The 25,079-nt window shown below is 35.6% G+C and carries 22 protein-coding genes; 16 read left to right on the forward strand and 6 right to left on the reverse strand.

The genetic code is table 11. From position 1 onward, the window contains the following. The 8 genes from ACFO7M_RS07590 (at position 1) to ACFO7M_RS07625 (ending at position 9,617) form a co-directional block, all read left to right on the forward strand. Positions 1 to 663 (forward strand): DUF4129 domain-containing protein, encoded by a 663-nt coding sequence (locus ACFO7M_RS07590; protein ID WP_379734902.1) that lies wholly within the window; start codon positions 1 to 3, stop codon positions 661 to 663. Further along, positions 660 to 1,883 (forward strand): DUF4350 domain-containing protein, encoded by a 1,224-nt coding sequence (locus ACFO7M_RS07595; protein ID WP_379734904.1) that lies wholly within the window; start codon positions 660 to 662, stop codon positions 1,881 to 1,883. Before ACFO7M_RS07590 ends, ACFO7M_RS07595 begins: the two co-directional genes overlap by 4 nt. A 4-nt stretch (positions 1,884 to 1,887) precedes the next feature. After that, on the forward strand, positions 1,888 to 2,880 hold the full coding sequence (locus ACFO7M_RS07600; RefSeq protein ID WP_379734906.1) for an AAA family ATPase: 993 nt from the start codon (positions 1,888 to 1,890) through the stop codon (positions 2,878 to 2,880). Positions 2,881 to 2,903: 23 nt separating this feature from the next. Then, on the forward strand, positions 2,904 to 4,235 hold the full coding sequence (locus ACFO7M_RS07605; protein WP_379713754.1) for a DUF58 domain-containing protein: 1,332 nt from the start codon (positions 2,904 to 2,906) through the stop codon (positions 4,233 to 4,235). 76 nt (positions 4,236 to 4,311) lie between these two features. Continuing rightward, positions 4,312 to 5,103: a TrmH family RNA methyltransferase gene (locus tag ACFO7M_RS07610; protein ID WP_379734908.1), complete on the forward strand. Its 792-nt coding sequence runs from the start codon at positions 4,312 to 4,314 to the stop codon at positions 5,101 to 5,103. 32 nt (positions 5,104 to 5,135) lie between these two features. Next, positions 5,136 to 5,807 (forward strand): L,D-transpeptidase family protein, encoded by a 672-nt coding sequence (locus ACFO7M_RS07615; RefSeq protein WP_379734910.1) that lies wholly within the window; start codon positions 5,136 to 5,138, stop codon positions 5,805 to 5,807. Further along, positions 5,804 to 7,330 (forward strand): serine hydrolase, encoded by a 1,527-nt coding sequence (locus tag ACFO7M_RS07620; protein ID WP_379734912.1) that lies wholly within the window; start codon positions 5,804 to 5,806, stop codon positions 7,328 to 7,330. Before ACFO7M_RS07615 ends, ACFO7M_RS07620 begins: the two co-directional genes overlap by 4 nt. Positions 7,331 to 7,400: 70 nt before the next feature. Continuing rightward, positions 7,401 to 9,617, forward strand: coding sequence for a RelA/SpoT family protein (locus ACFO7M_RS07625; protein ID WP_379713762.1), 2,217 nt, complete (start codon positions 7,401 to 7,403; stop codon positions 9,615 to 9,617). 42 nt (positions 9,618 to 9,659) lie between these two features. Here ACFO7M_RS07625 and ACFO7M_RS07630 read toward each other — a convergent pair whose 3' ends face one another. From ACFO7M_RS07630 to ACFO7M_RS07645, 4 genes are all read right to left on the reverse strand, one after another. Continuing rightward, positions 9,660 to 11,627: an LTA synthase family protein gene (locus tag ACFO7M_RS07630; RefSeq protein ID WP_379734914.1), complete on the reverse strand. Its 1,968-nt coding sequence runs from the start codon at positions 11,625 to 11,627 to the stop codon at positions 9,660 to 9,662. 57 nt (positions 11,628 to 11,684) lie between these two features. Further along, positions 11,685 to 12,950, reverse strand: coding sequence for a sensor histidine kinase (locus ACFO7M_RS07635; protein WP_379734915.1), 1,266 nt, complete (start codon positions 12,948 to 12,950; stop codon positions 11,685 to 11,687). After that, positions 12,943 to 13,620 carry a response regulator transcription factor gene (locus ACFO7M_RS07640; protein WP_379734917.1) on the reverse strand — a complete coding sequence of 226 codons (678 nt, stop codon included), beginning with the start codon at positions 13,618 to 13,620 and terminating at the stop codon, positions 12,943 to 12,945. The genes ACFO7M_RS07635 and ACFO7M_RS07640 overlap by 8 nt, the downstream gene beginning before the upstream one ends. A 93-nt stretch (positions 13,621 to 13,713) precedes the next feature. Beyond that, positions 13,714 to 14,253 (reverse strand): hypothetical protein, encoded by a 540-nt coding sequence (locus ACFO7M_RS07645; RefSeq protein WP_379734918.1) that lies wholly within the window; start codon positions 14,251 to 14,253, stop codon positions 13,714 to 13,716. Between the two features lie 274 nt (positions 14,254 to 14,527). On the opposite strand from ACFO7M_RS07645, the gene ACFO7M_RS07650 reads away from it, so the two are divergent. Continuing rightward, on the forward strand, positions 14,528 to 14,980 hold the full coding sequence (locus ACFO7M_RS07650) for a Fur family transcriptional regulator (RefSeq protein WP_379713772.1): 453 nt from the start codon (positions 14,528 to 14,530) through the stop codon (positions 14,978 to 14,980). A 24-nt stretch (positions 14,981 to 15,004) separates the two neighbouring features. After that, positions 15,005 to 16,276: an adenylosuccinate synthase gene (locus tag ACFO7M_RS07655; RefSeq protein WP_379734920.1), complete on the forward strand. Its 1,272-nt coding sequence runs from the start codon at positions 15,005 to 15,007 to the stop codon at positions 16,274 to 16,276. Between the two features lie 54 nt (positions 16,277 to 16,330). Here the strand turns inward: ACFO7M_RS07655 and ACFO7M_RS07660 are convergent, their stop codons facing one another. After that, entirely contained in the window at positions 16,331 to 16,801 is a 471-nt protein-coding gene (locus tag ACFO7M_RS07660) for a hypothetical protein (RefSeq protein WP_379734922.1), read from the reverse strand. A gap of 144 nt (positions 16,802 to 16,945) precedes the next feature. Between ACFO7M_RS07660 and ACFO7M_RS07665 the strand changes: the two genes are divergently transcribed. The 6 genes from ACFO7M_RS07665 (at position 16,946) to ACFO7M_RS07690 (ending at position 24,679) form a co-directional block, all read left to right on the forward strand. Further along, a complete protein-coding gene (locus ACFO7M_RS07665) occupies positions 16,946 to 18,763 on the forward strand; it encodes a chloride channel protein (protein WP_379734924.1) in 1,818 nt (605 codons plus the stop codon). A 72-nt stretch (positions 18,764 to 18,835) separates the two neighbouring features. Next, entirely contained in the window at positions 18,836 to 20,524 is a 1,689-nt protein-coding gene (locus tag ACFO7M_RS07670; RefSeq protein ID WP_379734926.1) for an OstA-like protein, read from the forward strand. A 7-nt stretch (positions 20,525 to 20,531) separates the two neighbouring features. Further along, positions 20,532 to 21,719, forward strand: coding sequence for an aspartate aminotransferase family protein (locus ACFO7M_RS07675; protein ID WP_379713782.1), 1,188 nt, complete (start codon positions 20,532 to 20,534; stop codon positions 21,717 to 21,719). Positions 21,720 to 21,993: 274 nt separating this feature from the next. Beyond that, on the forward strand, positions 21,994 to 23,388 hold the full coding sequence (locus ACFO7M_RS07680) for a tetratricopeptide repeat protein (RefSeq protein WP_379734928.1): 1,395 nt from the start codon (positions 21,994 to 21,996) through the stop codon (positions 23,386 to 23,388). Further along, positions 23,388 to 23,945, forward strand: a complete 558-nt coding sequence (locus ACFO7M_RS07685) for an energy transducer TonB (RefSeq protein ID WP_379734930.1) — start codon at positions 23,388 to 23,390, stop codon at positions 23,943 to 23,945. Before ACFO7M_RS07680 ends, ACFO7M_RS07685 begins: the two co-directional genes overlap by 1 nt. Continuing rightward, a complete protein-coding gene (locus tag ACFO7M_RS07690; RefSeq protein ID WP_379734932.1) occupies positions 23,942 to 24,679 on the forward strand; it encodes a shikimate dehydrogenase family protein in 738 nt (245 codons plus the stop codon). The genes ACFO7M_RS07685 and ACFO7M_RS07690 overlap by 4 nt, the downstream gene beginning before the upstream one ends. On the opposite strand, the gene ACFO7M_RS07695 is transcribed toward ACFO7M_RS07690, so the two are convergent. Then, positions 24,676 to 25,026 (reverse strand): hypothetical protein, encoded by a 351-nt coding sequence (locus ACFO7M_RS07695; RefSeq protein ID WP_379734934.1) that lies wholly within the window; start codon positions 25,024 to 25,026, stop codon positions 24,676 to 24,678. The two genes, ACFO7M_RS07690 and ACFO7M_RS07695, sit on opposite strands and share 4 nt — an antisense overlap. Positions 25,027 to 25,079 lie beyond the last annotated feature (53 nt).

Raw genomic sequence — 25,079 nt, forward strand, 5'->3', positions numbered from 1 at the left:
ATGGCAAAAGTAAATATTGATAAGACATCAGCAGTTGAAGTCCGTCATTTCGGATCTGACTTTAAATCCAAATACAAAGATCCAAGTTTCGTCTATGAATTCAAGACACCTGAGAAAAATGCTTGGGACCGATTCAAAGAAGCGATTGCCGATTTTTTCAATGACTTGTTTGGATTCGCGGATAACAATATTTCGGCTAAAACAATCGAAATAATCTTAAAATCAATAGCTGGACTTATCATTTTATTTGTGATTTATCTCATAGTGAAAGCGATAATGAATAAAGAAGGAAAATGGATTTTTGGAAGAAATTCAGACAAAAAAATCATTGATTACTCTGAAGTCGAACAAAACATTCACAGTGTTAATTTTGAGAAATTAATCAAAGAAGCTTTAGAACGCGGAGAAAAAAGAATCGTTATTCGATATTATTATCTATGGTTGCTAAAAAAAATGTCGGATAAAAACATCATTGAATGGGATATTGAAAAAACCAATTCGGATTATAGTTACGAAATTCAAAATGAAAAGCTCAAAACAGATTTCAATTATCTTTCGTACCTCTATAACTACATCTGGTATGGTGAATTTGAAGTTACAGAAGACATCTTTGATAAGACTAGAAAATCATTTGAAACCACTTTCCAATCATTAGTAAAATGAACAACAAAATAATTTTATATATCGTTATACTATTACTAGTGATTATTGGTGTGGGCTACATTGACGCTGCGCGACCAAAACCCATAAATTGGAATCCTAGTTATAAAGTCAGCGACAAAATTCCGTTAGGACTTTATGTGTTTGATAAAGAAATCGGAGGATTGCTTAAAGATTCCAAAATTGAAAAGTTAGACGTAACACCTTATGAATTTTTCACGCAGAACTATGCGAATTCGGAGGATTATGAAAATGACTCCATTGCTCCCGTATATACAAAAGAAGGTACATTTCTGTATATTGATGAATCAGCACGTTTGGACGATGAATCCATCAACGAAATACTTACCTTCGTTTCTTACGGTAACAAAGCTTTCATCAGTGCAAAGGATTTTCCAAGAAGTTTACAAGACAGCTTACAACTAAATCTTACTTCCGAATATTCATTTGGTATGGATATTTATAATTCGGTGTACAATGATAAACTTGGGAAAAAAGAATACAAACTCAACGAAGGAGTTTCCAATAGTTATTTCAACAAAATAGATTACGAAACCACTACTGCTTTGGGTTATATCAGACAGGATACATCCAGAATCAATTTTGTGAAAATAAATTATTATCAAGGAGAGATTTACCTTCACAATCAACCGGCTGCCTTTACCAATTTTCATTTGCTAAAAGACAATCATCACGAATATGCCGAAAAAGTACTTTCCTATGTTCCTAAAGGAAATATCTTTTGGTATACCAAAGAACAAATGGGCAATAAGGATTCTGAATCGCCATTACGCTATATTTTGAGTCAACCGGCGCTAAAATGGGCATGGTATATTTTCTTGATTGGTACATTATTGTTCATGATTTTTAATGTCAAGAGAAAACAACGTATTGTTCCTATCATTAAACCATTGCACAATACCACAATTGATTTCGTAAAAACCATTGGAAATTTATACCATCAGGAAGGAGATCATGACAATATCATCGAGAAAAAAATCATTTATTTTCTGGAAAGAGTACGAAATGAATATTTAATGGACACAACAGTTCTTGATGATCATTTCATCCGAAAATTACACCAAAAATCAGGAAAAGACATTTCAGTAATAGAGAAAGCGGTTCGATTAATCAATGCGCACAAAAAAAGTCCGCACTCTGCCATTGAATCCGATTTAATAGAAATTTCAACAGCAATAGAAAACGTTTTACATAAAGACTAACAATATGGAAGAGAATACAGCACAGGAAGTAAATTTTGAATCACGCATCAATTTAAATCCACTTTTAGAAAATATTAATGCTATAAAAAAGGAAATCGCAAGCGTTATTGTGGGTCAGGAAAAAATGATTGACCAATTATTGGTAGCCATTTTATCCAATGGTCATGTACTTTTGGAAGGCGTTCCTGGTGTAGCTAAAACCATTACGGCCAAATTAGTAGCCAAAACATTGAACATAGATTTTAGCCGTATCCAGTTTACGCCCGATTTAATGCCTTCTGATATTTTAGGAACTTCTGTGTTTGATTTGAAAAAATCAGAATTCGAATTCAAAAAAGGACCCATTTTTTCCAATTTGATTTTAATTGATGAGATCAATCGTGCCCCAGCTAAAACACAAGCGGCTTTGTTTGAAGTAATGGAAGAACGCCAAATCACAATTGATGGGAACCAATTTGCATTAACTGCACCGTTTTTAGTAATCGCAACACAAAACCCAGTAGAGCAAGAAGGAACGTACCGTTTACCAGAAGCACAGCTGGACCGTTTCTTGTTCAAAGTAAGTATCGATTACCCTAAATTGGAGGAAGAAATTGCCATTATCCAACGTGAACACTCGTTACAAAGCAACAACAAGTTGGAAAACATCAAAGCGATTTTAACCGCATCGGATATTGTTAGCTATCAGGCATTGGTAAAACAAGTGATTGTTGAACCAAATCTAATTCAATACATTGCCAAAATAGTAACCAATACTAGAGAAAACGGTTTCATTTATTTGGGTGCCTCTCCACGTGCTTCTATTGCTATTTTGAACGCTGCCAAAGGATTTGCTGCCATCAAAGGTCGTGATTTCGTAACTCCGGAAGACATCAAAGAAGCTGCGATCCCAGTTTTACAACACCGTATCATTGTAACTCCGGAACGCGAAATGGAAGGGATTACGAGTACTGAAGTAATCAAACAAATCATTGATTCAGTAGAAATTCCAAGATAATTTTTAATCTTAATAAGTCCGATTTGAATTTTTTTAAAAAACTATACATCAATAACTTCTTTTTCTACTGCCTTATCGGCATCGTAGCACTATTTTGTTTGGCATTCATGTTTCCAGTGCTTTACAATATGGTGTGGAATGCATTATTGACACTAATCACATTCCTTGTATTGGATATAGTGATAGTCTTTTTTGCAAAAACCGGAATTGAAGCCACTAGGATAACTCCAGAAAAACTTTCGAATGGCGATGAAAACCCTATCCGATTGGAAATCAAAAACTATTTCACGTTCCCGATTTGGATAAAAATTATTGATGAAATTCCGTTCCAATTCCAAGTCCGTAATTTTGAAATCAATAAAAAAATAAAGGCATCCGCTGAAGAGATTCTAAATTATAATTTACGTCCAACACAACGTGGGGAATACCATTTTGGCAACTTGAACATCTATGTTTCTTCACCCCTTCGACTCATTTCAAAGCGTTTTATATTCGATGGTGGAAAAATGGTGCCAACTTACCCTTCCTACATTCAATTACGAAAGTATGACTTAATGGCTTTTTCTAACAATCTACACCAATACGGACTAAAAAAAATAAGAAGAATTGGTCATACGATGGAGTTTGAACAAATCAAAGAATATGTACAAGGCGACGATATAAGAACATTGAATTGGAAAGCTACAGCTAAGAAAAATGCCTTAATGGTCAACCAATTCCAAGATGAAAAATCACAATCAGTATATATGCTCATCGATAAAGGGCGTGTCATGAAAATGCCTTTTAACGGATTGAGTTTATTGGATTACGCCATCAATTCCACCTTGGTTTTATCCAATATCATTCTGAAGAAACAAGACAAAGCCGGAATGCTAAGTTTCTCTAAAAAAGTGGAGAACCGTGTAATTGCAGAAAAGCGTTCGTCGCAAATGCAGAAAATACTGGAATCGTTATACAATATCAAAACCGATTTCTTCGAGAGTGATTACAGCCGATTGTATGTTGATATTAAGAAAAACATCACGCATCGAAGTCTGATTATTTTGTACACCAATTTTGAGACATTAGATAATCTACACCGTCAATTACCCTATTTGAAAGGAATTGCCAAAAATCATTTATTAGTAGTTGTCTTCTTTAACAATACCGAATTGAATCAGTTCATCGATAAAAAAACGGAAACCATTCAGGAAGTATACGATAAAGTCATAGCCGAAAAATTCACTTTTGAAAAACGTTTAATTGTCAATGAGTTGAAAAAATATGGGATTTACACCGTACTTACCCAACCTGAGAATCTGACACTAGACACCATCAATAAATATTTGGAAATAAAAGCCAGAGGAATTCTGTAATTCATTGTGTTTTTCTCATTTGGAGATGAAAAAAAACTTAGTAACTTAGCCATTTAGTAACTAAGCTATACTCCCATTGAAACAAATCACTTCGGTACAAAATCCATATATCAAATCTTTGGTTTTACTTCAGGAAAAATCGAAAGAACGCAAAAAAACGGGAACATTTTTAATAGAAGGTGTTCGAGAAATTGAATTGGCCCAAAAAGGCGGATATGAATTGCTAACGATTTTATACTGTAATGACGTATTGGATCATTCGCAAATAGCAAAATTCGCAAATACTGAAATTGAACGAATAGAAATCTCCCGTGATGTCTATCAAAAATTAGCTTATCGCGACACAACGGAAGGTATTTTGGCCGTAGCAAAAGCCAAATCATTCCATTTATCTGATTTACAACTACCTGACAATCCTTTGATTTTAGTAGCCGAAGCTCCTGAAAAACCGGGAAATATTGGTGCCATGCTGCGCACTGCAGATGCTGCAAATTTGGATGCCGTAATTATTGCCAATCCGAAAAGTGACATGTTCAACCCGAATATTGTCCGTTCGAGCGTAGGTTGTATTTTCACCAATCAGATAGCAGTTGGAACGACCGAAGAAATTATTCGCTTTTTAAAAGATAACAATATTGATTTTTATGCTGCTACATTGCAAAATTCGACAAGCTATCATGTGCAGGATTATACCAAAGCAACTGCATTAGTTGTAGGTACCGAAGCAACCGGTTTAAGTCAAGAATGGCGCGATCATGCTACACAGAATATTATCATTCCGATGCAAGGTGAAATAGACAGTATGAATGTATCGGTTGCCGCCGCAATATTGATTTTTGAAGCCAAAAGACAACGCAATTTCAAATGATAAAAAAACTCTTTTTTCTAATTCTTGGTTGTATGGCTATCCTGATGGTTTTCCGCAAAAAAATTGCCGATTGGTATTTCAAAAATAAAACCAAGCATACTGTAGAACAGGTTATTTCTAAACACGAAAAAAAAGTATTGGAGAAGTACACTCTAAACTTTAAAGAGGCGAAAATTGATTCCACTAACTTTGAAATTGCTTTATTAGCCTTTAAAGATACTCGAAAACTGGAGCTATATGCCAAAAATCCAAATTCCGATTACAAACACCTCAAAACATACGACTTCACCGCTTTCAGTGGTAAGATTGGCCCAAAATTAGTCAACGGAGACAAACAAATACCAGAAGGTATTTACAGCATGGAATACCTCAATCCGAATAGTCGTTATCATCTTTCCATGAAAGTCAGTTACCCTAATGCTTTTGATTTGGAAAAAGCCAAAACGGATGGTCGAACTGATTTAGGTGGAGACATTATGATTCACGGAAAAAAAGTAACCATTGGATGCATACCCATTGGAGATAAAAACATAGAAGAAGTCTTTACTTTGGCTGCCAAATCGACCAATCAGCGGTTTCCAATCATCATTGCTCCAACCGATTTCCGCAAAAACAAAAAATTCCCTGTTATTGAATCCATTAATTGGGAAAATGAACTATATTCCACCATTCAATTCGCACTAGAAAAATACAACACACTATGAAGAAAATTTACTTTTTCGCATTACTACTAATAAGTTACAATGCATTTGCACAAATTACTTCGCAACAAATAGATGAAGTTACTGCTAAAACATTAACGGCTTTTAATGTACCCGGTATTGCTGTTGCTGTGGTGAAAGACGGCAAAATAGTTCATGCCAAAGGCTATGGTGTAAAGTCATTGCAAACTAACGAACCCGTTAACGAAAATACCCTATTCGGAATTGCATCCAATAGTAAAGCATTTACATGTACGGCCTTGGCTATATTAGCTGATGAAGGTAAATTAAAATGGGACGATAAAGTCACTACATATTTACCTCACTTCAAAATGTATGATCCGTATGTAACACAACAATTTACAATTCGTGATTTGGTAACCCATCGTAGTGGTTTAGGTTTAGGCGCCGGAGATTTGATGGTTTGGCCTGACGGCACCGATTTTACAGCCACAGAATTGGTGTCCAATATTCGTTACCTTAAACCGGTTACCAGCTTCAGAAACAATTTCGAATACAATAATGTTTTGTATGTAACTGCGAGTGAAGTTGTAGCAAAAGTAAGCGGTAAATCATGGGCCGATTTTGTACAAGAGCGTATTCTAAATCCTGTTGGAATGACTAACAGCGTAAGCAATGTTGGAAATTTAAAAGACACTTCCAATGTTATTGACCCTCATGTTCCTACGGATGGTAAATTGGTAATTATCCCAAGATACAGTAGTCATATATTTGACGGTGCAGCGGGAATTTACTCGAGTGTAGCTGATATGAGCAAATGGGCTTTGGTTCAGTTGAATGGTGGAAAACTCGACAACAACAAACCATTGCTGTCCGAAGCGCAATACAGAGAAATGGGGCAATTACAAACGATTACACCAAGTTTCACTAGAGCACCATACAATACACATTTCAGTGGATATGGTTTGGGTTGGTTTTTGAGCGATATTAAAGGCTACAAACAATTGTCGCATACAGGTGGTTTGGAAGGAAACGTAACACAATTCACTTTAATTCCTGAACTCAATTTGGGAATCATAGTATTTACCAATCAACAATCCGGAGGAGCATTTTCAGCAATCACAAACACAATCAAAGACAGTTATCTAAATGTAGAGACTAAAGATTATGTGAAATTATATAGCGAAAGAGAAGCGGAAGCCTTTAAAAACCATGAAAAAACCATGTCAGAAGCTTTCGGAATTGCCAAAGAAACGTTTTCATTCCCTTATTTAGGCAAGTATAGAGACAATTGGTTTGGTGAAATTGAATTGTACCAATCCAATGGAAAATATTATTTTAAATCCACTCGTTCTAAAAACCTAAAAGGCCAAATTTTGAGCTACAAAGGCGATACATACATCGTGAAATGGGACAATCGAACCCTAACAGCCGATGCTTTCATGACTTTCGAAAACAAAGGAAAAAAAATGACGATGAAAGCCATTTCCGATTTAACGGATTTCAGTTATGATTTCCATGATTTGGAATTTACGAAAGGAACTTCAAAAGGTGTTAAAAAATAACCTAATTTTCATACAACTCTTTGAAATGTTTTCAAAAGTGAGTAATTTTAAGGAATAGAAGAAGAATGACATGGTTGAGATAGATATCGAGAAGGAAAACAAAGCAATTGCTCAGGAATACAAAGAATTACTTCGCATTAGTTACCAGACCCTTACAACTGAAGACAAAAAACTGATCAGAAAAGCTTTCGATGTTGCTGTGGAAGCACATCAGGATCAACGTCGTAAATCAGGTGAAGCTTATATATTTCACCCCATTGCTGTCGCTAAAATTGTGGCTGGTGAAATCGGTTTGGGTGCCACTGCCATTGCTGCTGCCTTAATGCACGATGTTGTAGAAGATACTGATGTTACCGTAGAAGATATCGAAAAGTTGTTCAACCCTAAAGTTGCTCAATTGGTTGCCGGTTTAACCAAAATATCTCAGGTTAAAAAGGACATGAATATCTCTATGCAGGCGGAGAACTTCCGTAAGATGCTACTTACCTTGAATGATGACGTTCGTGTAATCATTATTAAGTTGGCCGACCGACTTCATAATATGCAAACCATGGAATCCATGGCCGATTACAAACAAGTCAAAATTGCTTCAGAAACCTTATACATTTATGCTCCTCTTGCCCATCGTTTAGGCTTATACAATATCAAAACACAACTGGAAGATTTAGGACTAAAATATACCGAACCGGCCGTTTACAATGATATCGTTAGTAAAATAAAAGAAACCAAAGAAGAACAGGACGCTTATATTAAAAACATTTCCGATGTGTTGAAAAAATCGTTGGATGAAGAAGGAATAGAATATATTATCAAAGGCCGACCAAAATCCATCTACTCGATTCGACGCAAGATGGCAGCACAAAACGTAAGTTTTGATGAAGTGTATGATAAGTTTGCCTTACGCATTGTTTACAAATCGAATCCTCACGATGAAAAATTTCTAGCTTGGAAAATCTATTCGGTAGTAACGGATCATTACCGCCCGTCTCCGAGTCGTTTGCGCGATTGGATTTCTTCTCCAAAATCAACAGGATACGAAGCGTTACACATTACCGTTATGGGACCATTGGGAAGATGGGTTGAGATTCAGGTTCGAAGTGAACGAATGGATGAAATTGCCGAAAAAGGATACGCAGCACATTACAAATACAAACAAGGTGCTAACGAAGAAAGCGGCTTGGATACGTGGTTGAATTTATTAAAAGAAGCATTAGAAAATTCGGAAACCAATGCCGTAGATTTCGTGGAAGATTTCAAAATGAATTTGTATGCCAAAGAAATCTATGTCTTTACTCCGAAAGGAGAAATCAAATCCTTGCCAAAAGGGGCAACTTCTTTGGATTTTGCCTTTTCCATACATTCTGAAATTGGTGTAAAAACAAGAGGAACGAGAGTTAATGGAAAATTAGTTCCGCTGAACCATGAATTGAAAAGTGGCGATCAAGTAGAAATTATTACTTCAGCCAATCAAAAGCCAACCGCCAACTGGTTGGATTATGTAACTACCGCCAGAGCTAAAAATAAAATTCGCAACGTACTCAACGAGAATACAAAGAAAATTGGTGAAGAAGGAAAAGAAATTCTGGAGCGAAAACTGCGCCATTTAAAAATTACCCTGAATGAAACTACGGTCAACGAATTGGTTGCTTTTTTGAAATTAAAAACCAGTCTGGACTTGTTTTATCGTGTTGGTATTGGATCAGTAGACAATCAGCAATTGAAAGATTATGCAGCTCAAAAAAGCAATACCTTTTTCAATTTCTTCAAAAATAAAATCAAACGAACTCCGACCAATCCGGAGATGTTGCAAAAAGACGAACTCACTAGCAATTACGACTTGTTGGTGTTTGGTGTCGAACAGGATCGATTGGATTATAAACTATCCTCTTGCTGTAACCCGATTCCTGGTGATCCCGTATTCGGTTTTGTGACTATCAATGAAGGAATTAAAGTACATAAAAGAGATTGCCCTAATGCCATCAGTATGCAATCAAACTATGCGTATCGTATTATTCAAGCAAGATGGATTGACTCTTCACAACAGGAATTCAAAGCGACTCTTCAGATTACCGGTATGGACAGTATCGGACTCACAAACGAACTAACGAGAGTGATTTCGAACAATATGCATGTTAACATTCAAAATATTTCACTTTCTGGAGAAGCTGGTATTTTTAATGGTAAACTAACTGTTGTAGTTCCGAATAATACAGTACTTAAGAAATTGATTGACAACATCAAAAAAATTGACGGGGTAGACAAAGTAACTAGAGTTTACAATAATTAACTTAGTAGTCTATTCCTGATCCATTTCTGAAAACAACACCATTTATCTCAGCATTTTATTCGTAAAAAGATAATCGGCTGTCTGGTACCATGAAATGGCCTCATCGAAAAACGTCTTGTTTATTGGAATGGGCGTTAGACTATTGTCTGATTTATTCCAAGTATAAAAATTTTGTTTTTTCTGATCCGACAAAACCATCACTTTATCCTGCTTCATCAGTACTAATTTTCGATAAGTTCCCATCAAGGCTCTTTCTTTAAAATTATCTACCAGCACATTTTTCCCAAAGAAATTGGATTCATATTTCCAATTCAGCATCGAAAAGAACGTTGGAAACAAATCAATTTGAGAACATTGCTTCTCAATTTTTTGGTTCATCTTGTTGGGCATATTGATAATGAAAGCGGGAATATGGTAATTGGCAACGTCAATTTCTTCTTTCCCTGCACTGCTCGCACAATGATCGGCTATAATCACAAAAACCGTGTTTTTAAACCAAGGTTTTTGTTTCGCTTTTTCGAACATTTCTTTCAAAGCAAAATCGGTGTATTTTACCGCTCCATCACGACTAGTTCCGGATGGAATATCTATTTTACCTTCCGGATAAGTATACGGACGATGATTGGAGGTAGTCATTACAAAGTTGAAAAACGGAGTTTGATTTTTATAATGCGCATCGGCTACTTCAATCATTTTACGGTAAATATCTTCATCACAAATGCCCCATGCATTTTCAAAAGTCACTTCGCTATCGTTAATATTATTTCGAGTGGTTTTTATTTGATCACTTAAAACACTCCCTCTTCCCCTATCGTAAATAGTAAATCCATTACCACCGAAGTAAGCATTCATATTATCAAAGTAACCATCACCTCCATAAAAGAAATTGGAAGAATATCCTTTTGATTTAAAAACGTTAGATACGGTAAACAAATTTTGATTCTCCGGTCGTTTTACAATACTTTGACCCGGAGTGGGCGGAATACAAAGTGTCATGGCTTCCATTCCTCGAACCGTTCTGGTTCCGGTTGCATACAAATTATTGAAAAAGACACTCTTTTGCGCAATACTATCCAAAAAAGGAGTAATATTCTTCTTATTACCAAACTCCTTCATAAAACTACCGCTCAAGCTTTCTACCAAAATGAAAACCACATTCTTTTTGACTTCAGGTTGATTGTTTCCACTTTTAATCGTTCTTTGAATCGAGAAATCATTGAAACGAAACGTCGCATTATTTTCCTTCAAATTATTTTTCACAATGGCAAACGCCTTATTCTTATCTATCGAAGTATAAAACTCATCATACTTCATTTGATTGTTCCGAAAAGCGGCAAAAAAAGAATAGATTCCTGATTTGGAAATTTCCGAATTGTAACGGTTCGAAGACCATTCAGCCTGATTATTGGTAATACCCATTGCAAAAGTCAATCCAATCCCAGCTACTACTAAAAGTAGAATCACACGTTCTTTCCAAGTCGCTTTTGTTGCAAAAGTAGTTGTGAATGATTTTCTTTTATTGAAAAAAAACAGCACTAAAAAAGTTACTACAGTCACACCTAAAACCAACAAAGGCAAAGGATAGGATTCCTGAATATTAGACACTACTTCATGGGTATAAATCAGATAATCGACAGCAATAAAATTGAATCGTGTTTTAAATTCTTCCCAAAACGTTATTTCGGCAAAAAAAGTAAGCACCAAAACAAACACGGTAAGTGATGTAAAGCACCAAACCAACAATTTATCCAACCACGAACCAATCCATTTGTTCGGAAAAACGGCAAAATAAAGTGTTGCAGGAAAAACAATAAAAGCTATGGTTCCGATATCAAAAATAAAACCGGTGAAGAATGTTCGCAAAACCGTAAAAAGATTCCAAGACACGTCTTTCTTCTCCCAAACATAAAAAACGATACGTAAAATTTGAGAGGTAATTAAAAACCATACCATAAAATGAAGCAAAACCGAGAAACGATTTCGCATACTATTCAATACTAATTTTATCATTGCTGAAGATTAAGTTTACAGCAAAGGTGATATTGAAATTAGAAGAAATTTAGAATTTTAAAAATGCAGGGTGAAATTATGCTGTCCGTTTTCAAAACCATATTCAATTCGCCAATGGTTCAAATCGACAATTTTTTTTACGATAGACAACCCCAAACCGTTCCCTTTCGAAGAAGGATCAATCTTTGCAAAGCGTTCAAATAGTGTGGTACTACTAAGTGGTTTCGAACTGCCGGTATTCGAAAAGGAAAGCGAATGATTGTTTAATGCAACCTGTATCGTTCCGTTTTCAATATTATGATTGATTGCATTTAAAAATAAATTACTCACTAAAATTTCAAATAGTGATTGATTGGTTTTCTTTAGCACATCGTTTTCCAAATGGAGAGTAATGGTAATATTTTTGGAAAGCGCCTGTTCTTTAAAAAAGTCGGACTGATGGAGAATTGTGTCATTTAATACTACCTCTTCATCCACTACATACTGTTTGCTGTCTAATTTTGACAATAATAACAAATTACGGTTCAACTTACCAAATCGGGCTGTTCTTTCGTTGAGCTTATCCAAAAGTTCAAACTGTTCGTCATTCAAGTCGGTGCGTTGTAATAATGTTTCGATTTTACCTTTAAAAATCGCAATGGGTGTTTGCAATTCATGAGCGGCATTTTCGATGAACTCTCGTTGACTTTGGAAGATGATTCGATTCTTTTGGATAAGATTTTGAAGGGCATGATTCAGTCTTTCAAATTCTTCCGTTGAACTGGCGATTAATTCGATGTCTGTTTCCTTATCAATTTCAAATCGTTCAATTCGATCCAAAGCCACATAAAACGGATTCCAAATCGTCTTCGAAATGATTTTGGTAATTATAAAAAAACCTAAAAATAACAGAAGTAGCAATGAAATAAAAAGCGTAACCGTACTAAATACCAAGTTTTCTTTTCCCACCATATTCATTCGGGCCGAAAAAGTATACGCTTTACCTTCAATTTGTATTGGAGATTCTAAAATTCGGAACGGTTCGACTTCTTTATTCACCGAATCATAAAAATTAAAATCAAACAAGGTATCCTTTACCTTACCATTTGCTTTTTCAATTTTCATATCGTGACTGAAATTATTCCAAGAAACGATATCTTTTTCTTTCAGTTTATGAAGAGTATGATTCGTAAAATTATCCTTTAGAACCAATAGATCTTCATCGGCATCATTTTCAAAAAGAAAACTGGAAATGAGATAAAATGAAGGTCCGATACTTAGTAATACAACTAAAGCATACACAAAATAATAGTTCAGTGTTTTATGAAGTAATTTTTTAGTCATCTTCCCATTTATAACCCGTTCCATATACAGATTTGATATAATCGCTGCTTCCAGATTCTTTTAATTTCTTTTTTAGGTTTTTGATATGCGCGTATACAAAATCATAATTATCGAGCATATCGGCCATATCTCCGGAAAGATGCTCCGCAATGGCACCTTTTGACAATACTTTATTTTTATTCCCGATGAGAAACAAAAGCAAATCCATTTCTTTTTTGGTGAAATCAATTTTATTTCCTTCAATTTTTACGGTTTTACCCAATACATCTACTTCAATTTCATTAAAAACCACCAAATTATTTCCACCGAAATTCTTTCTTCGTACCAATGCTTGAATCCGAACCAGCAATTCAGAAAGATGGAAGGGTTTGGTGAGATAATCATCGGCACCAAGATTGAAGCCTTCGATTTTAGTTTCCAGAGTTTCCTTCGCCGAAATAATAATCACTCCGTCTGTTTTATCCAATGTTTTCAGCTTCTTGAGAATCTCAAATCCGTCACCGTCCGGGAGCATTAAGTCCAGAACGATACAATCATAATCGTATAAACTGATTTTATCGATAGCGGATTGGCAGCTATCACTCATTTCGCAAAGTATTTCATTTGACTTCAAATAGTCACGTATACTATTGGCGATTTCTTTCTCGTCTTCGATAATTAAAATTTTCATGATGCAAATAAGTGACTCAAATTTGAAGCAAAATTGAATTTGGCGAATCAATGAACTAATGTACTACATATTTCCTAGAATTCACAGTTACGCTCATAGCATCTCCTTACATTCTTGCCATCTTGCTTCCAGCATTTTTCGGTAGTACTCCAAAGTCTCCAATTTCATACGGTATTGCTCTTGAATATGCCAACCGCATTTGTATAATTTTACTCTTATCCGTTCTTCAATTACAATTAAAGCCTGCATTTCGTATGAAGATATATCTTCCTCTTGCTGTTTCCAAAACTCCAATGCCTGCAAAGCCATTACTACCGATGTATACTTCTCAGTAATCCTCTCAATCTGACGACGTATTTTTATTTGCTCGAATTCATTTTCCCTGATTTCATTCTTCAAAAATACTTTCATACTTTCTTCCTGTTCTTTAAAAAACGGCATCTTTTCCTTTACTTTTTTTTCAGCAGTTTCAGCATATTGACATCCTTCTCTCAACATTTTCATTGCCCGCACGGGTATATTCTTCTGGTCCAACTCATATAATGACAATTGGCTACGCGAAACTTTTAAAATTATAGCGGTGTCTTCCTGTGTAAGACCCAACATGGATCTGAAACTACTATTTCTATTCATCTATTTTATTTTTTTATCAGAAAATTCTTAGTAGCAATTTTTAAGCCAGAAAAAAAACTTACTACTTTCAATCAGTAGCATTTTTAAAATATCAAAAAAAAAATGCTACCCATGATTTGTAGCAATTTTTAAATAGTAAATTTTCTCTGCTACACAATCAAAACAAAACTACTTTTCAAAAGGAATTCTTATAAACAATCTGATGTCCATTCGTTTACAACTTTACTCCTTTCATAATTTTTTCTTTTAAACAAAAGAATTATCTTTGCAGGATATGACACAAATAGCTTCGGATAATACTTCAAATCAGGAAATTGTAAAAAATGTTTTTACACTGTACCTGGAACAAAAAGGCCATCGCAAAACTCCTGAACGTTATGCCATCCTTCAGGAAATTTATGATAGTGAAGAGCATTTTGATATTGAAAATCTGTATATCAAAATGAAAAACAAAAACTATCGCGTTTCCCGTGCTACTCTTTACAATACCATTGAATTACTTTTGGATTGTGGATTGGTGCGTAAACATCAGTTTGGTCAAAACCAGGCACATTATGAAAAATCGTACTTCGACAAGCAACACGATCATATCATCATGACCGATACCGGAGAAGTAATCGAATTTTGTGATCCGAGAATTCAAACAATAAAGCAAACCATGGAAGAAATCTTTGGCATAGATATCCAAAACCATTCGCTCTATTTTTACGCTACAAAAAAACAATAATTACAAATACAACAACACAACACAATGACTGTAGACTTACTGTTAGGATTACAATGGGGTGATGAAGGCAAAGGAAAAATTGTCGACGTACTAACCTCAAAGTACGACATTATTGCCCGTTTTCAAGGTGGGCCCAATGCGGGACACACTTTGGAATTTGACGGAATCAAGCACGTTTTAAGAACGATTCCTTCTGGAATTTTCCACAAAAACTCAATCAACATTATAGGTAACGGTGTCGTAATTGATCCTGTGGTTTTCATCAAAGAGATTGAAGGCTTGGAAAAATTCAATATCGATATCTATTCAAAGCTTTTAATTTCAAGAAAAGCACACCTAATACTTCCTACTCACCGCTTATTGGATGCCGCATCTGAAGCCGCAAAAGGGAAAGCGAAAATTGGATCTACATTAAAAGGAATCGGTCCAACGTATATGGACAAAACCGGACGTAACGGAATCCGTGTTGGCGATATTGAATTAGCCGATTTCGAAGAGAGATACCGTAATTTAGCCAACAAACATGAGGAAATGATCAAGTTTTATGATGTTTCCATACAATACAATTTGGCCGAATTGGAAAAGGAATTTTTCGATGCAGTAGCCGACTTAAAAAAATTAACTTTCATCGATTCTGAAGAATACTTACACCAAGCACAAAAAGCAGGAAAATCTATTCTATGTGAAGGTGCTCAAGGTTCGTTATTAGACGTAGACTTTGGAACCTATCCATTTGTTACCTCTTCAAATACAACAGCGGCAGGTGCTTGTACCGGATTAGGAATTGCACCGAATAAAATCAAAGAAGTATATGGAATTTTCAAAGCCTATACCACCCGTGTAGGTAGTGGGCCTTTCCCTACTGAAGATTTTGAAGAAGCTGGAAATACTATGGCTAAAGTGGGTAACGAATTTGGATCGGTAACCGGCCGTCAGCGTCGTTGCGGATGGTTGGATTTAGTTGCTCTAAAATACGCTATTCGAGTGAATGGTGTTACGCAATTGATGATGATGAAAGGTGACGTTCTTTCCGGATTCGATACTTTGAAAGTGTGTACATCTTACCAATACAAAGGGCAAACAATTGATCATTTACCGTACAACATTGAACCGGAAAATGTAACACCGGTTTATACAGAATTCAAAGGTTGGCAAGCAGATTTAACGGGTATGAGTGCATACGACCAATTGCCAAAAGAATTGAAAGACTACATTGATTTCATTGAAAAAGAAGTGGAAGTGCCAATTACAATTGTATCAGTTGGCCCAGATAGAAAACAGACCATCACAAAATAATACAAATAAAAAAAACGCTCTTACTGAGCGTTTTTTTTATATCTTATCTATTTATTATTCGATTACTAGATCTTTCTTCGTTACCGCTTTGTATTCTGCTCCAATTTTATCGAGCATCACTTTCCATTCGGCAGCATTTTGCTGGATGATATTGTTGAATTTTTCTTCAGCTTGAATTTTTACTTTACAATTCGCTTCAGTAACATTTTTCTCGTCAGCAGTTTTCAAAACCTCCATGAACTCCATAAAAGCTTTTCTCTTATTTTCTTCACAAGCCTTAATTTCATTACTTTCGATAATTCTCAATCCGAAATCACCTTCTTGAGTAGCATTCCATTTTTTTACTTTAGTAAGTTGCGCTAACGCTTTCACATACTTCGCCTGATTTGCCGCTTCTTGTTGCTTACTGTTTGCTGCCGCCTTTTCAACTGCTACTTGTACATCCTTAATACCACATCCAGAAGATTGCGAAAAAGAAAACTGTGCACCTAAAGCGAAAAGAGAAATAATAAAAACTTTTTTCATTCGTTTATTAGATTTTTATTTAAAAGCCAAAAATAGTTTTTTTAATTAGAATACAAATACATAGATAATGATTTGTAAAGTCCTATTGTTAGCTTTTACACAAAAATAAAGCCTATATTTGTAATTCTACATTACTATAATACAATGCCAACACGAATTTCAGCATCATTTCAATTATTCTTGAGAAAAATTTTACGTCGTTTTGAAATTTTCTTTTTTCTTGCCAAAGAAGTTTTATCAGAACGCAATTTCATTTATTTCTCCTGTGTAGCTGTTGCTATTTCTTGTGCATTTGCGGTAATACTTCTAAAAAGTTTTGCTCACAATGTTTTTTTGTGGGCCAACTACATCAATAATTATTTAAAATTACCTTACTCGAACAGTATACTTCCTATTGTCGGTATTATTTTGACTGTTGTTGTGATCCAACGTTTTTTGGGTGGTAACATCGAAAAAGGAAGTTCCCGTATATTACATTCGGTAGCCAAAAAGGGAGGAATTATACCCCGAAAGCAAATGTATGCACAAATCATAACCAGCTCACTTACCGTTGGTTTGGGTGGATCTGCTGGATTAGAAAGCCCGATTGTGATTACCGGCGCTGCTTTTGGCTCCAATTATGCTCAAAATTACAAGCTGTCGCAAAAAGACCGCATTTTACTATTAGCCTGTGGTGTTTCGGCTGGAATTGGTGCTGCTTTCAATGCTCCTATTGCTGGCGTATTATTTGCAATTGAAGTCATACTGACTGATATTACCATTTCTGCCTTTATACCCATTATGATTTCAGCAGCAACAGGTGCCTTGATTTCTAAAATAGTATTGAGTAGCGACATCCTTCTTAGTTTCCAACAAGAACAAGATTTTAACTTTAGAAATACGCCTTACTATGTTTTGCTGGGTATTTTAGCCGGTTTGGTTTCTGTATACCACGCAAGAACATTTCGAAAAGTAGAACATTATTTTGCTCATTTTTCGGAAAGAAAATATGCCAAAGCTATTTTTGGTTCATTGGTTTTAGCCGTATTAATTTTTCTTTTCCCTACACTTTTCGGTGAAGGATACGAAAGCATCAAAACGCTGTCTACTGCGCATCCCGAAGAATTATTAGACAACACTTTATTGGAAAGTCAAAAAAGTAAAGAGTGGGTACTATTACTTTTTGTTGGAGCCATTGCATTAATTAAATCAGTGGCAACAGGAATTACATTAGGAAGCGGAGGCAATGGAGGTAACTTTGCACCTTCCCTATTTGTTGGATCGTATCTTGGTTTCTTTGTGGCTAAAACTGTGGAAATGCTAGGACTTTCAAAATTACCCATTACCAATTTTACCATTGTGGGCATGGCAGGAATTTTGAGCGGTTTATTTCATGCACCGCTAACTGCCATATTTTTGATTGGAGAAATCACCGGTGGTTATGATTTAATGATTCCACTAATGATAGTTTCTTCCATTAGTTTTGCCATTTCAAAGCGTTTTGAAATCCATTCGATGGATGTAAAAACATTGGCAGACAAAGGAGAAGTATTTACCAGCGATAAAGACCGTAATATTTTGCAAAGTATTGATGCGTTAAATTTAATCAAAACGCACAACGAATCAGTTACCGAAGACACTTCATTGGAAAAATTGACAGCGCTTTTATCGTCTCGCAAACAAGAGATTTTTCCGGTTTTAAACAGCAACAATCAACTGATTGGTATTATAGAGTTCAACAAAATCCGCGATGTGATTTTCAATTCTTTTCAGGTAAAATATTCGACGGTTAAAGAATTCATGTACTATCCAGAAGTAACGTTAGAATATGACGAAGACATCGACTCTATTATGGAAAAATTCGATTTTTCAGATCACGAAACATTACCCGTACTTAAAAATGGTAAATTTTTTGGCTTCTTATCCAAACTAGATATTTTGGAGGCGTATCGTATCAAATTCAAGGAAATGGTGATTGAATAAGTGATAAATAATTCTTAATGCAATCCTGATTTGGCTGATTTTAGTTAATTTTGGCAAAAAAATAAACATACTTTGAGTAAGATATATTTTCGAATTTTCCTTTTCCTACTGATTACTTGTCAGCACCAAGGCTGGTCACAGGTTAAGTCAGCACAAACGACTCCTCCTGCAGACAGCAAGCAGATTTTTATTGAACATTCAGACTATTTGGATATTTCTGAAAAAGAAGTACCAGGCGCTGTTGTACTTACAGGAAATGTTGTAGTTATTCATCAAGGAGTACGTATGACTTGTAACAAAGCCTATCATTTTACCAAAACCAATTATGTAAAAGCCTTTGGAAATGTGAACATGGTTCAAGGCGATACACTAAGCATGAGCAGCAAATATGCCGAATACGATGGCAATAAAAAATTTGCTTTTGCCTCTGGAAATGTCATCATGACCGATCCAAAAATGACGGTTACCACAGATACCATCAACTTTGACAGAAACAGTCAGATTGCGTATTACAACACGGGAGGAACCATTCGTGATGCAGAAAACACATTAACCAGTAAGTCAGGAACCTATCACTTGAACCAAAAGAAATTCCAGTTCAACACCGCTGTAACGGTTAAAAATCCGACACATACCATTCGTACCAATCATTTGGATTATTACACCAATTCGGGTCATGCCTATGTGTTCGGACCATCCACTATTGCTTCAGCAACGAACACGATTTATACCACAAAAGGATTCTACGATACAAAAAAAGACGAAGGAAAACTCCAGAAAGGTTCCAAGATCAAATACCGGGACCGGATCATAGAAGGAGAAGATTTGTACTATGATCGTAAAAAAGATTATGCTCGCGCTATTAATAATGTAAAAATCACCGATACGGTCAACAAAATGGTGGTAAGAGGTCATTATGCTGAAGTTTTCAAACAAAAAGACTCCATGTATATTACCAAAAAAGCATTGGTATCAGGACTTTTTGAAAAAGATTCGGTTTGGTTTCACGCCAAGCGATTGGTCGTAACCGGAAAGCCACAAGAACGTATTTTAAGAGGTTACAATAACGCCCGTTTCTTTAAAAAAGACATGAGTGGCAAATGTGATTCCATTCATTTTGATCAGAAAAAAGGATTGACACAAATGATTGGGCAACCTATTTTGTGGAATGGTAAAAATCAAATGACGGGTGATGTAATGCATTTGATATCGAATGCCAAAACAGAAAAAATAGATTCCTTAAAAGTACTGAACAATGCTTTTATCATTTCCAAAGACACTATTGGAAACGGATTTAATCAGGTGAAAGGACAAAACTTATTTGGTAAGTTCAAAGACAACAAACTGCACGAAGTAGATATTGTCAAGAATACCGAAGTACTATACTACATGAGAAACGACAAACAGGAACTCATTGGTATCAATAAAAATGTCAGCAGTAAAATCAATATGATTCTCAACGGGAATACCATCGATACCATTACTTTTTTCACCAATGTAGACGGTGATATTTTCCCGGAAAACGAATTGCCTGAAAATGCAAGGACGCTACGCGGATTTGTATGGCGCGGTGACGAACAACTTTTATCCGTTGACGATATATTCCCGAAAGAAGAACTCGAACTCGACGCCAAGGCCAAAGCGGAAGTTAAGAAAAAATCACTGGAACCGGATGCGCCAATGGAAGCTTCAAAGGAAACATTGGAATACGACAAACCGAAACCAACTGCTAAAAAACCGGTTGCAAAGAAGAAAAAATAAACAAGTAATGCTCAACGATTTCTACAAATACCAAGCCCAAACTTCCCCCTATCCATTAGGAATGGAAGTTTCTCACGCATTGGGCTCATATATCTACGATACCAAAGGAAAGAAATACCTGGATTTTGTTGCCGGTGTATCAGCATGTACATTAGGACATCAGCATCCGAGAGTTAAACAAGCCATTATTGATCAGTTGGACAAATATGCCCACGTAATGGTATATGGCGAATATGCGCAAGATCCATCGGTAGCCTTGTGCAAGTTAATGGCAGAACACATGCCTCCGCAATTGAATAAAACCTATTTAGTGAATTCTGGTACTGAAGCTACAGAAGGTGCTTTAAAATTGGCCCGACGTGTAACAGGAAGAAGCCAACTGATTTCCTGTTTTAATGCGTACCACGGCAACACTATGGGTTCGATGAGCGTGATGGGATTTGAAGAACGCAAGCAAATATTTCGTCCTTTGATTCCGGATGTAGATTTTATTACATTCAACAACGAAGAAGATTTACTTAAAATCACCGAGAAAACAGCAGGAATTATCTTAGAAACCATTCAGGGTGGAGCTGGTTTTATACAGCCGCATAATGACTTTTTAAAGAAAGTCCGTCAACGTTGTGACGAAGTGGGTGCTATGATGATTTTGGATGAAATACAACCTGGTTTCGGAAGAACAGGGAAACTATTCGGATTTCAGAATTATGATGTGGTTCCGGATATTGTCGTAATGGGCAAAGGAATGGGTGGCGGAATGCCTGTGGGTGCGTTTACTGCCAATGAGAAGCATATGGATTTATTAAGCCACGATCCAAAACTGGGTCATATCACCACTTTTGGTGGTCATCCGGTAATTGCTGCCGCCTGTTTAGCCACTTTACAAGAATTGGTGGAAACCGATTTAATGCCGGAATGCTTGGAGAAAGAGCAATTATTTCGTAAATTGTTAGTACATCCTTTGATTAAAGAAGTACGCGGTGAAGGATTGATGCTTGCTGCTATGACAGAAAGTCCGGAAATCACCAATAAAGTAATCTTCAAATGTCAGGATAAAGGATTGATTTTGTTCTGGTTACTGTTTGAAGGCTGTGCTATACGCATCACTCCGCCTCTAACCCTTTCAAAAGAAGAAATAGAAGAAGGATGTGGCATTATTATTGAAGCTATGAATGAAGTATTGAGTGAATTGTAACGTTTTACTGATTACAGAATTCGATAAGTTTACTACAATACAATTATAGGACTGAAAAATAGCCCCGATAGAGCCGGTATCCTTTTTTGTTGAATTTCATTTTCACGGAATTTCGGAAAGATACAACAACAAAAAAGATAAAGGCGAAAGCGGGATCAGCTCCAAAAAAAAATAAAAATTGTTAATTAAATTGTTCACAACAATTGATTTTCAATACCAATAACAAATTAAAGGTTTCCTAATTTTATTAAGGATAATTCTAAAAGCAATGAGTATGCATTTGAGTCACGAAGAAGAAGATCGCAATTTATCCTTATCACGTTTTGAATCAATGTTGAAAACAAACAAAGTGTTGTTTTTTGATTCAGAAGAATTTGAGGATATCATACTACATTATATGGATATCGGAAAGCCGTCATTGGCTAAAAAAGCGCTCAAATTAGCTTTAGAGCAACATCCGAAATCAACAGGTTTACGATTGGTCCAAGTGGAAATGCTGGTTTTTGAAGACAAATTGGAACCCGCTGAAAAACTGCTTAACGAATTGTATGCTATAGAGCCTACCAACGAAGAAATTTACATCCAGAAAGCCAATATTTATTCCAAAAGAGACAATCACGAAAAAGCGGTTGAACTTTTGAAAATGGCGCTACGCTATACCGATGATTATGCAGATGTATATAATTTGATTGGTATGGAATACCTTTTCATGGACGAATTGGAATTGGCCAAAGAAAACTTCATCAAATGTTTGAACGAAGAACCCGAAGAACAATCCAGTTTGTACAATGTTATTTACTGTTTTGAATTTTTGGAACAATACGAAGATGCGATTGCGTTTTTAACGAAATACATCGATGAAAATCCGTACAGTGAAATTGCGTGGCACCAATTGGGTCGTTTGAATTATTCGATCAAACGCTATGAAGAAGCGTATTTTGCTTTTGATTATGCCACTGTAATTGACGATCAGTTTATGGGTGCCTTCATGGAAAAGGCAAAATCATTAGAGCGTTTAAAAAGATACGAAGAAGCTATAGAAAACTATCAAGAAACCATTATTTTGGACGATCCAACTTCATATGCTTTGTTACGAATTGGGAAATGTTATGAAAAACTAGGTAACGAAATAGAAGCTTTAAAATTCTACAACGAAACCGTTCATGAAGATCCACTTTTGGATAAAGGTTGGATTGCCATCACCGATTTATATTTTAAAAAGAAAAATTTTCAAAAGGCTTTATTTTTTGTCAACAAAGCATTAGCTATTGACAGTGAAAATAAAATGTACTGGAAACGATATGCTACCATAAATCGTGCTTTAAATTTTTATGAAGAAGCTGAAATGGGCTATCGTAAAGCCGTGGAATATGGCGATTATGAATTGGACACCTGGTTGTACTGGGTAGATATTTTACAATTCTTGGGTGAGTTTGATGTTGCCGTGCAAACCTTACTTCAGGCTTGCGAGTATTTCCCGGAAGAGCACGAAATCGAATACCGTTTGGCCGGTTTGTACTTCATGTTACACGATACTGAAAAAGGCTCTTTTCACCTTAACAATGGTTTACGCATCAGTTTTAAAAACAGAAATACTCTGGAAGAATTGTTCCCAATCATTTGGGAAAGAAAATCGGTACAGGATATTGTAGAACGCTACAAAAAATAATGAAAAACTATTTGGTTTTAATGGGATTACTATTTTTTTGTCTAAGTTTTGGACAAAAAAAGACCAATCCTCCAACAGCAACTGAATTAATTATTAACAAAGAAGAAAAAAACTACAATCCAGATATTAATGGAGACTCTTCGAAAAAGAATTCATTAGAATTAGAAGACTCTACTGTATATTCTATAACAGCAATCGAAATAAAACCCGAATTCAAAGGAGGTAGTAAGAATTTCTACAATGTATTCAATAAAAGTTTCAAATTGTCTTCTAGTCTTGAAAACGATGTCAAAGGAAAAATTATAGTAGAGTTCATAATCGAAAAGAACGGAGAACCAAGTAATATTAGATTAGTTCGTGATTTACCTTATCCAGGAATAAGCATAGAGGCAATTCGAGTATTAAAAACCATGGGGAAATGGCAAGCCGGCATTCAGAATGGCAAACGTGTTCGAACTTCCTACTTACTTCCCATTGAAATAGATATAAAAGCGAATACTGATTATAATTCCTATGTTCCTCAAAAGCAACCCCAAACCTTTGATACCACAAAATGAAAAAACTAGGTTTGTTAGGTAGAAATATCAACTACTCGTTTTCTCGTAACTATTTTGCCCAAAAATTCATCAATGAAGGATTATCGCAAGACTACAGTTATGAAAACTTTGATATTCCATCCATTGCTCAATTTTCATCCATTCTAAAAAACAATCCGACTACCATTGGGATGAATGTTACTATTCCTTACAAAGAAGAAGTCATTCCGTTTTTAGATCAATTATCCGAAAATGCCAAAGCCATTGGTGCCGTAAATACCATTAAAGTGTTAGCTGACGGTAAACTGGAAGGTCACAATACCGATTATTTTGGTTTCACCGAATCGTTAAAACCATTACTTGAAAGTCACCACAAAAAAGCACTGATTTTAGGTACTGGCGGAGCTGCGAAAGCCGTTGCTTTCGGTTTGCAAACTTTAGGAATCGACTATCAATACGTTTCCAGAAAAGCTTCCAAAAAAACGATTACGTATCAAGATCTTAGTCTATTGATTTTTGAAGACTATACCATTATTATCAACTGTACTCCTTTAGGAACACACCCTAACATAGAAATTTGCCCTGACCTGCCCTACGATTGTTTTACTGAAAAACACATTGCGTACGATTTGATATACAATCCGGAAACAACCGAATTTTTAAAAAGAGCCAAACAAAAAAAAGCCGTTACTAAGAACGGCTATGAGATGTTAGTTTTACAAGCTGAGAAAGCTTGGAAAATCTGGACAGATTAGTATTTTTTCAAGTTTCTGGCAGCAGCAATTTTATCAGCGGCCAACTTTTTATACGTCGTGAATTGTTCTTCCGACAACAACTGTTGCATTTCGGCGTATTTCTTTTCTTCCAAAGCATCTTGCTTTTTAACTACTTCTGAAGAAGGAATATTCATTTCCATTAGCTCGTCATTCAAACCAACATACTTATTCGTCAATTGAAAATACTGCGCTTCCTGTTCCGATGATAATTTTAATACCGATACTTCTTTTTTGTACTCTTTACTGGTTCTCAAATCTTTGTTAGCAGTTTGGGAATAACCGGCTATCGACAATAACAATACCGATGCAATGAATAACTTTTTCATAATAGTAGGTTTAACTGAATGTAAATTTATGAAATAAATTGAATTACACAATT

Origin of the sequence: Flavobacterium sp. GCM10023249 (genome assembly GCF_042653365.1) — a bacterium.
Lineage (GTDB): Bacteria > Bacteroidota > Bacteroidia > Flavobacteriales > Flavobacteriaceae > Flavobacterium.

Excerpts from the sequence above, each read along its gene's own strand:
- ACFO7M_RS07590 (WP_379734902.1), top strand. The coding sequence starts at position 1 with ATGGCAAAAGTAAATATTGATAAGACATCAGCAGTTGAAGTCCGTCAT.
- ACFO7M_RS07595 (WP_379734904.1), top strand. The coding sequence starts at position 660 with ATGAACAACAAAATAATTTTATATATCGTTATACTATTACTAGTGATT.
- ACFO7M_RS07600 (WP_379734906.1), top strand. The coding sequence starts at position 1,888 with ATGGAAGAGAATACAGCACAGGAAGTAAATTTTGAATCACGCATCAAT.
- ACFO7M_RS07615 (WP_379734910.1), top strand. The coding sequence starts at position 5,136 with ATGGCTATCCTGATGGTTTTCCGCAAAAAAATTGCCGATTGGTATTTC.
- ACFO7M_RS07620 (WP_379734912.1), top strand. The coding sequence starts at position 5,804 with ATGAAGAAAATTTACTTTTTCGCATTACTACTAATAAGTTACAATGCA.
- ACFO7M_RS07625 (WP_379713762.1), top strand. The coding sequence starts at position 7,401 with ATGGTTGAGATAGATATCGAGAAGGAAAACAAAGCAATTGCTCAGGAA.
- ACFO7M_RS07630 (WP_379734914.1), bottom strand. The coding sequence starts at position 11,627 with ATGATAAAATTAGTATTGAATAGTATGCGAAATCGTTTCTCGGTTTTG.
- ACFO7M_RS07635 (WP_379734915.1), bottom strand. The coding sequence starts at position 12,950 with ATGACTAAAAAATTACTTCATAAAACACTGAACTATTATTTTGTGTAT.
- ACFO7M_RS07640 (WP_379734917.1), bottom strand. The coding sequence starts at position 13,620 with ATGAAAATTTTAATTATCGAAGACGAGAAAGAAATCGCCAATAGTATA.
- ACFO7M_RS07645 (WP_379734918.1), bottom strand. The coding sequence starts at position 14,253 with ATGAATAGAAATAGTAGTTTCAGATCCATGTTGGGTCTTACACAGGAA.
- ACFO7M_RS07650 (WP_379713772.1), top strand. The coding sequence starts at position 14,528 with ATGACACAAATAGCTTCGGATAATACTTCAAATCAGGAAATTGTAAAA.
- ACFO7M_RS07655 (WP_379734920.1), top strand. The coding sequence starts at position 15,005 with ATGACTGTAGACTTACTGTTAGGATTACAATGGGGTGATGAAGGCAAA.
- ACFO7M_RS07660 (WP_379734922.1), bottom strand. The coding sequence starts at position 16,801 with ATGAAAAAAGTTTTTATTATTTCTCTTTTCGCTTTAGGTGCACAGTTT.
- ACFO7M_RS07665 (WP_379734924.1), top strand. The coding sequence starts at position 16,946 with ATGCCAACACGAATTTCAGCATCATTTCAATTATTCTTGAGAAAAATT.
- ACFO7M_RS07675 (WP_379713782.1), top strand. The coding sequence starts at position 20,532 with ATGCTCAACGATTTCTACAAATACCAAGCCCAAACTTCCCCCTATCCA.
- ACFO7M_RS07680 (WP_379734928.1), top strand. The coding sequence starts at position 21,994 with ATGCATTTGAGTCACGAAGAAGAAGATCGCAATTTATCCTTATCACGT.
- ACFO7M_RS07685 (WP_379734930.1), top strand. The coding sequence starts at position 23,388 with ATGAAAAACTATTTGGTTTTAATGGGATTACTATTTTTTTGTCTAAGT.
- ACFO7M_RS07690 (WP_379734932.1), top strand. The coding sequence starts at position 23,942 with ATGAAAAAACTAGGTTTGTTAGGTAGAAATATCAACTACTCGTTTTCT.
- ACFO7M_RS07695 (WP_379734934.1), bottom strand. The coding sequence starts at position 25,026 with ATGAAAAAGTTATTCATTGCATCGGTATTGTTATTGTCGATAGCCGGT.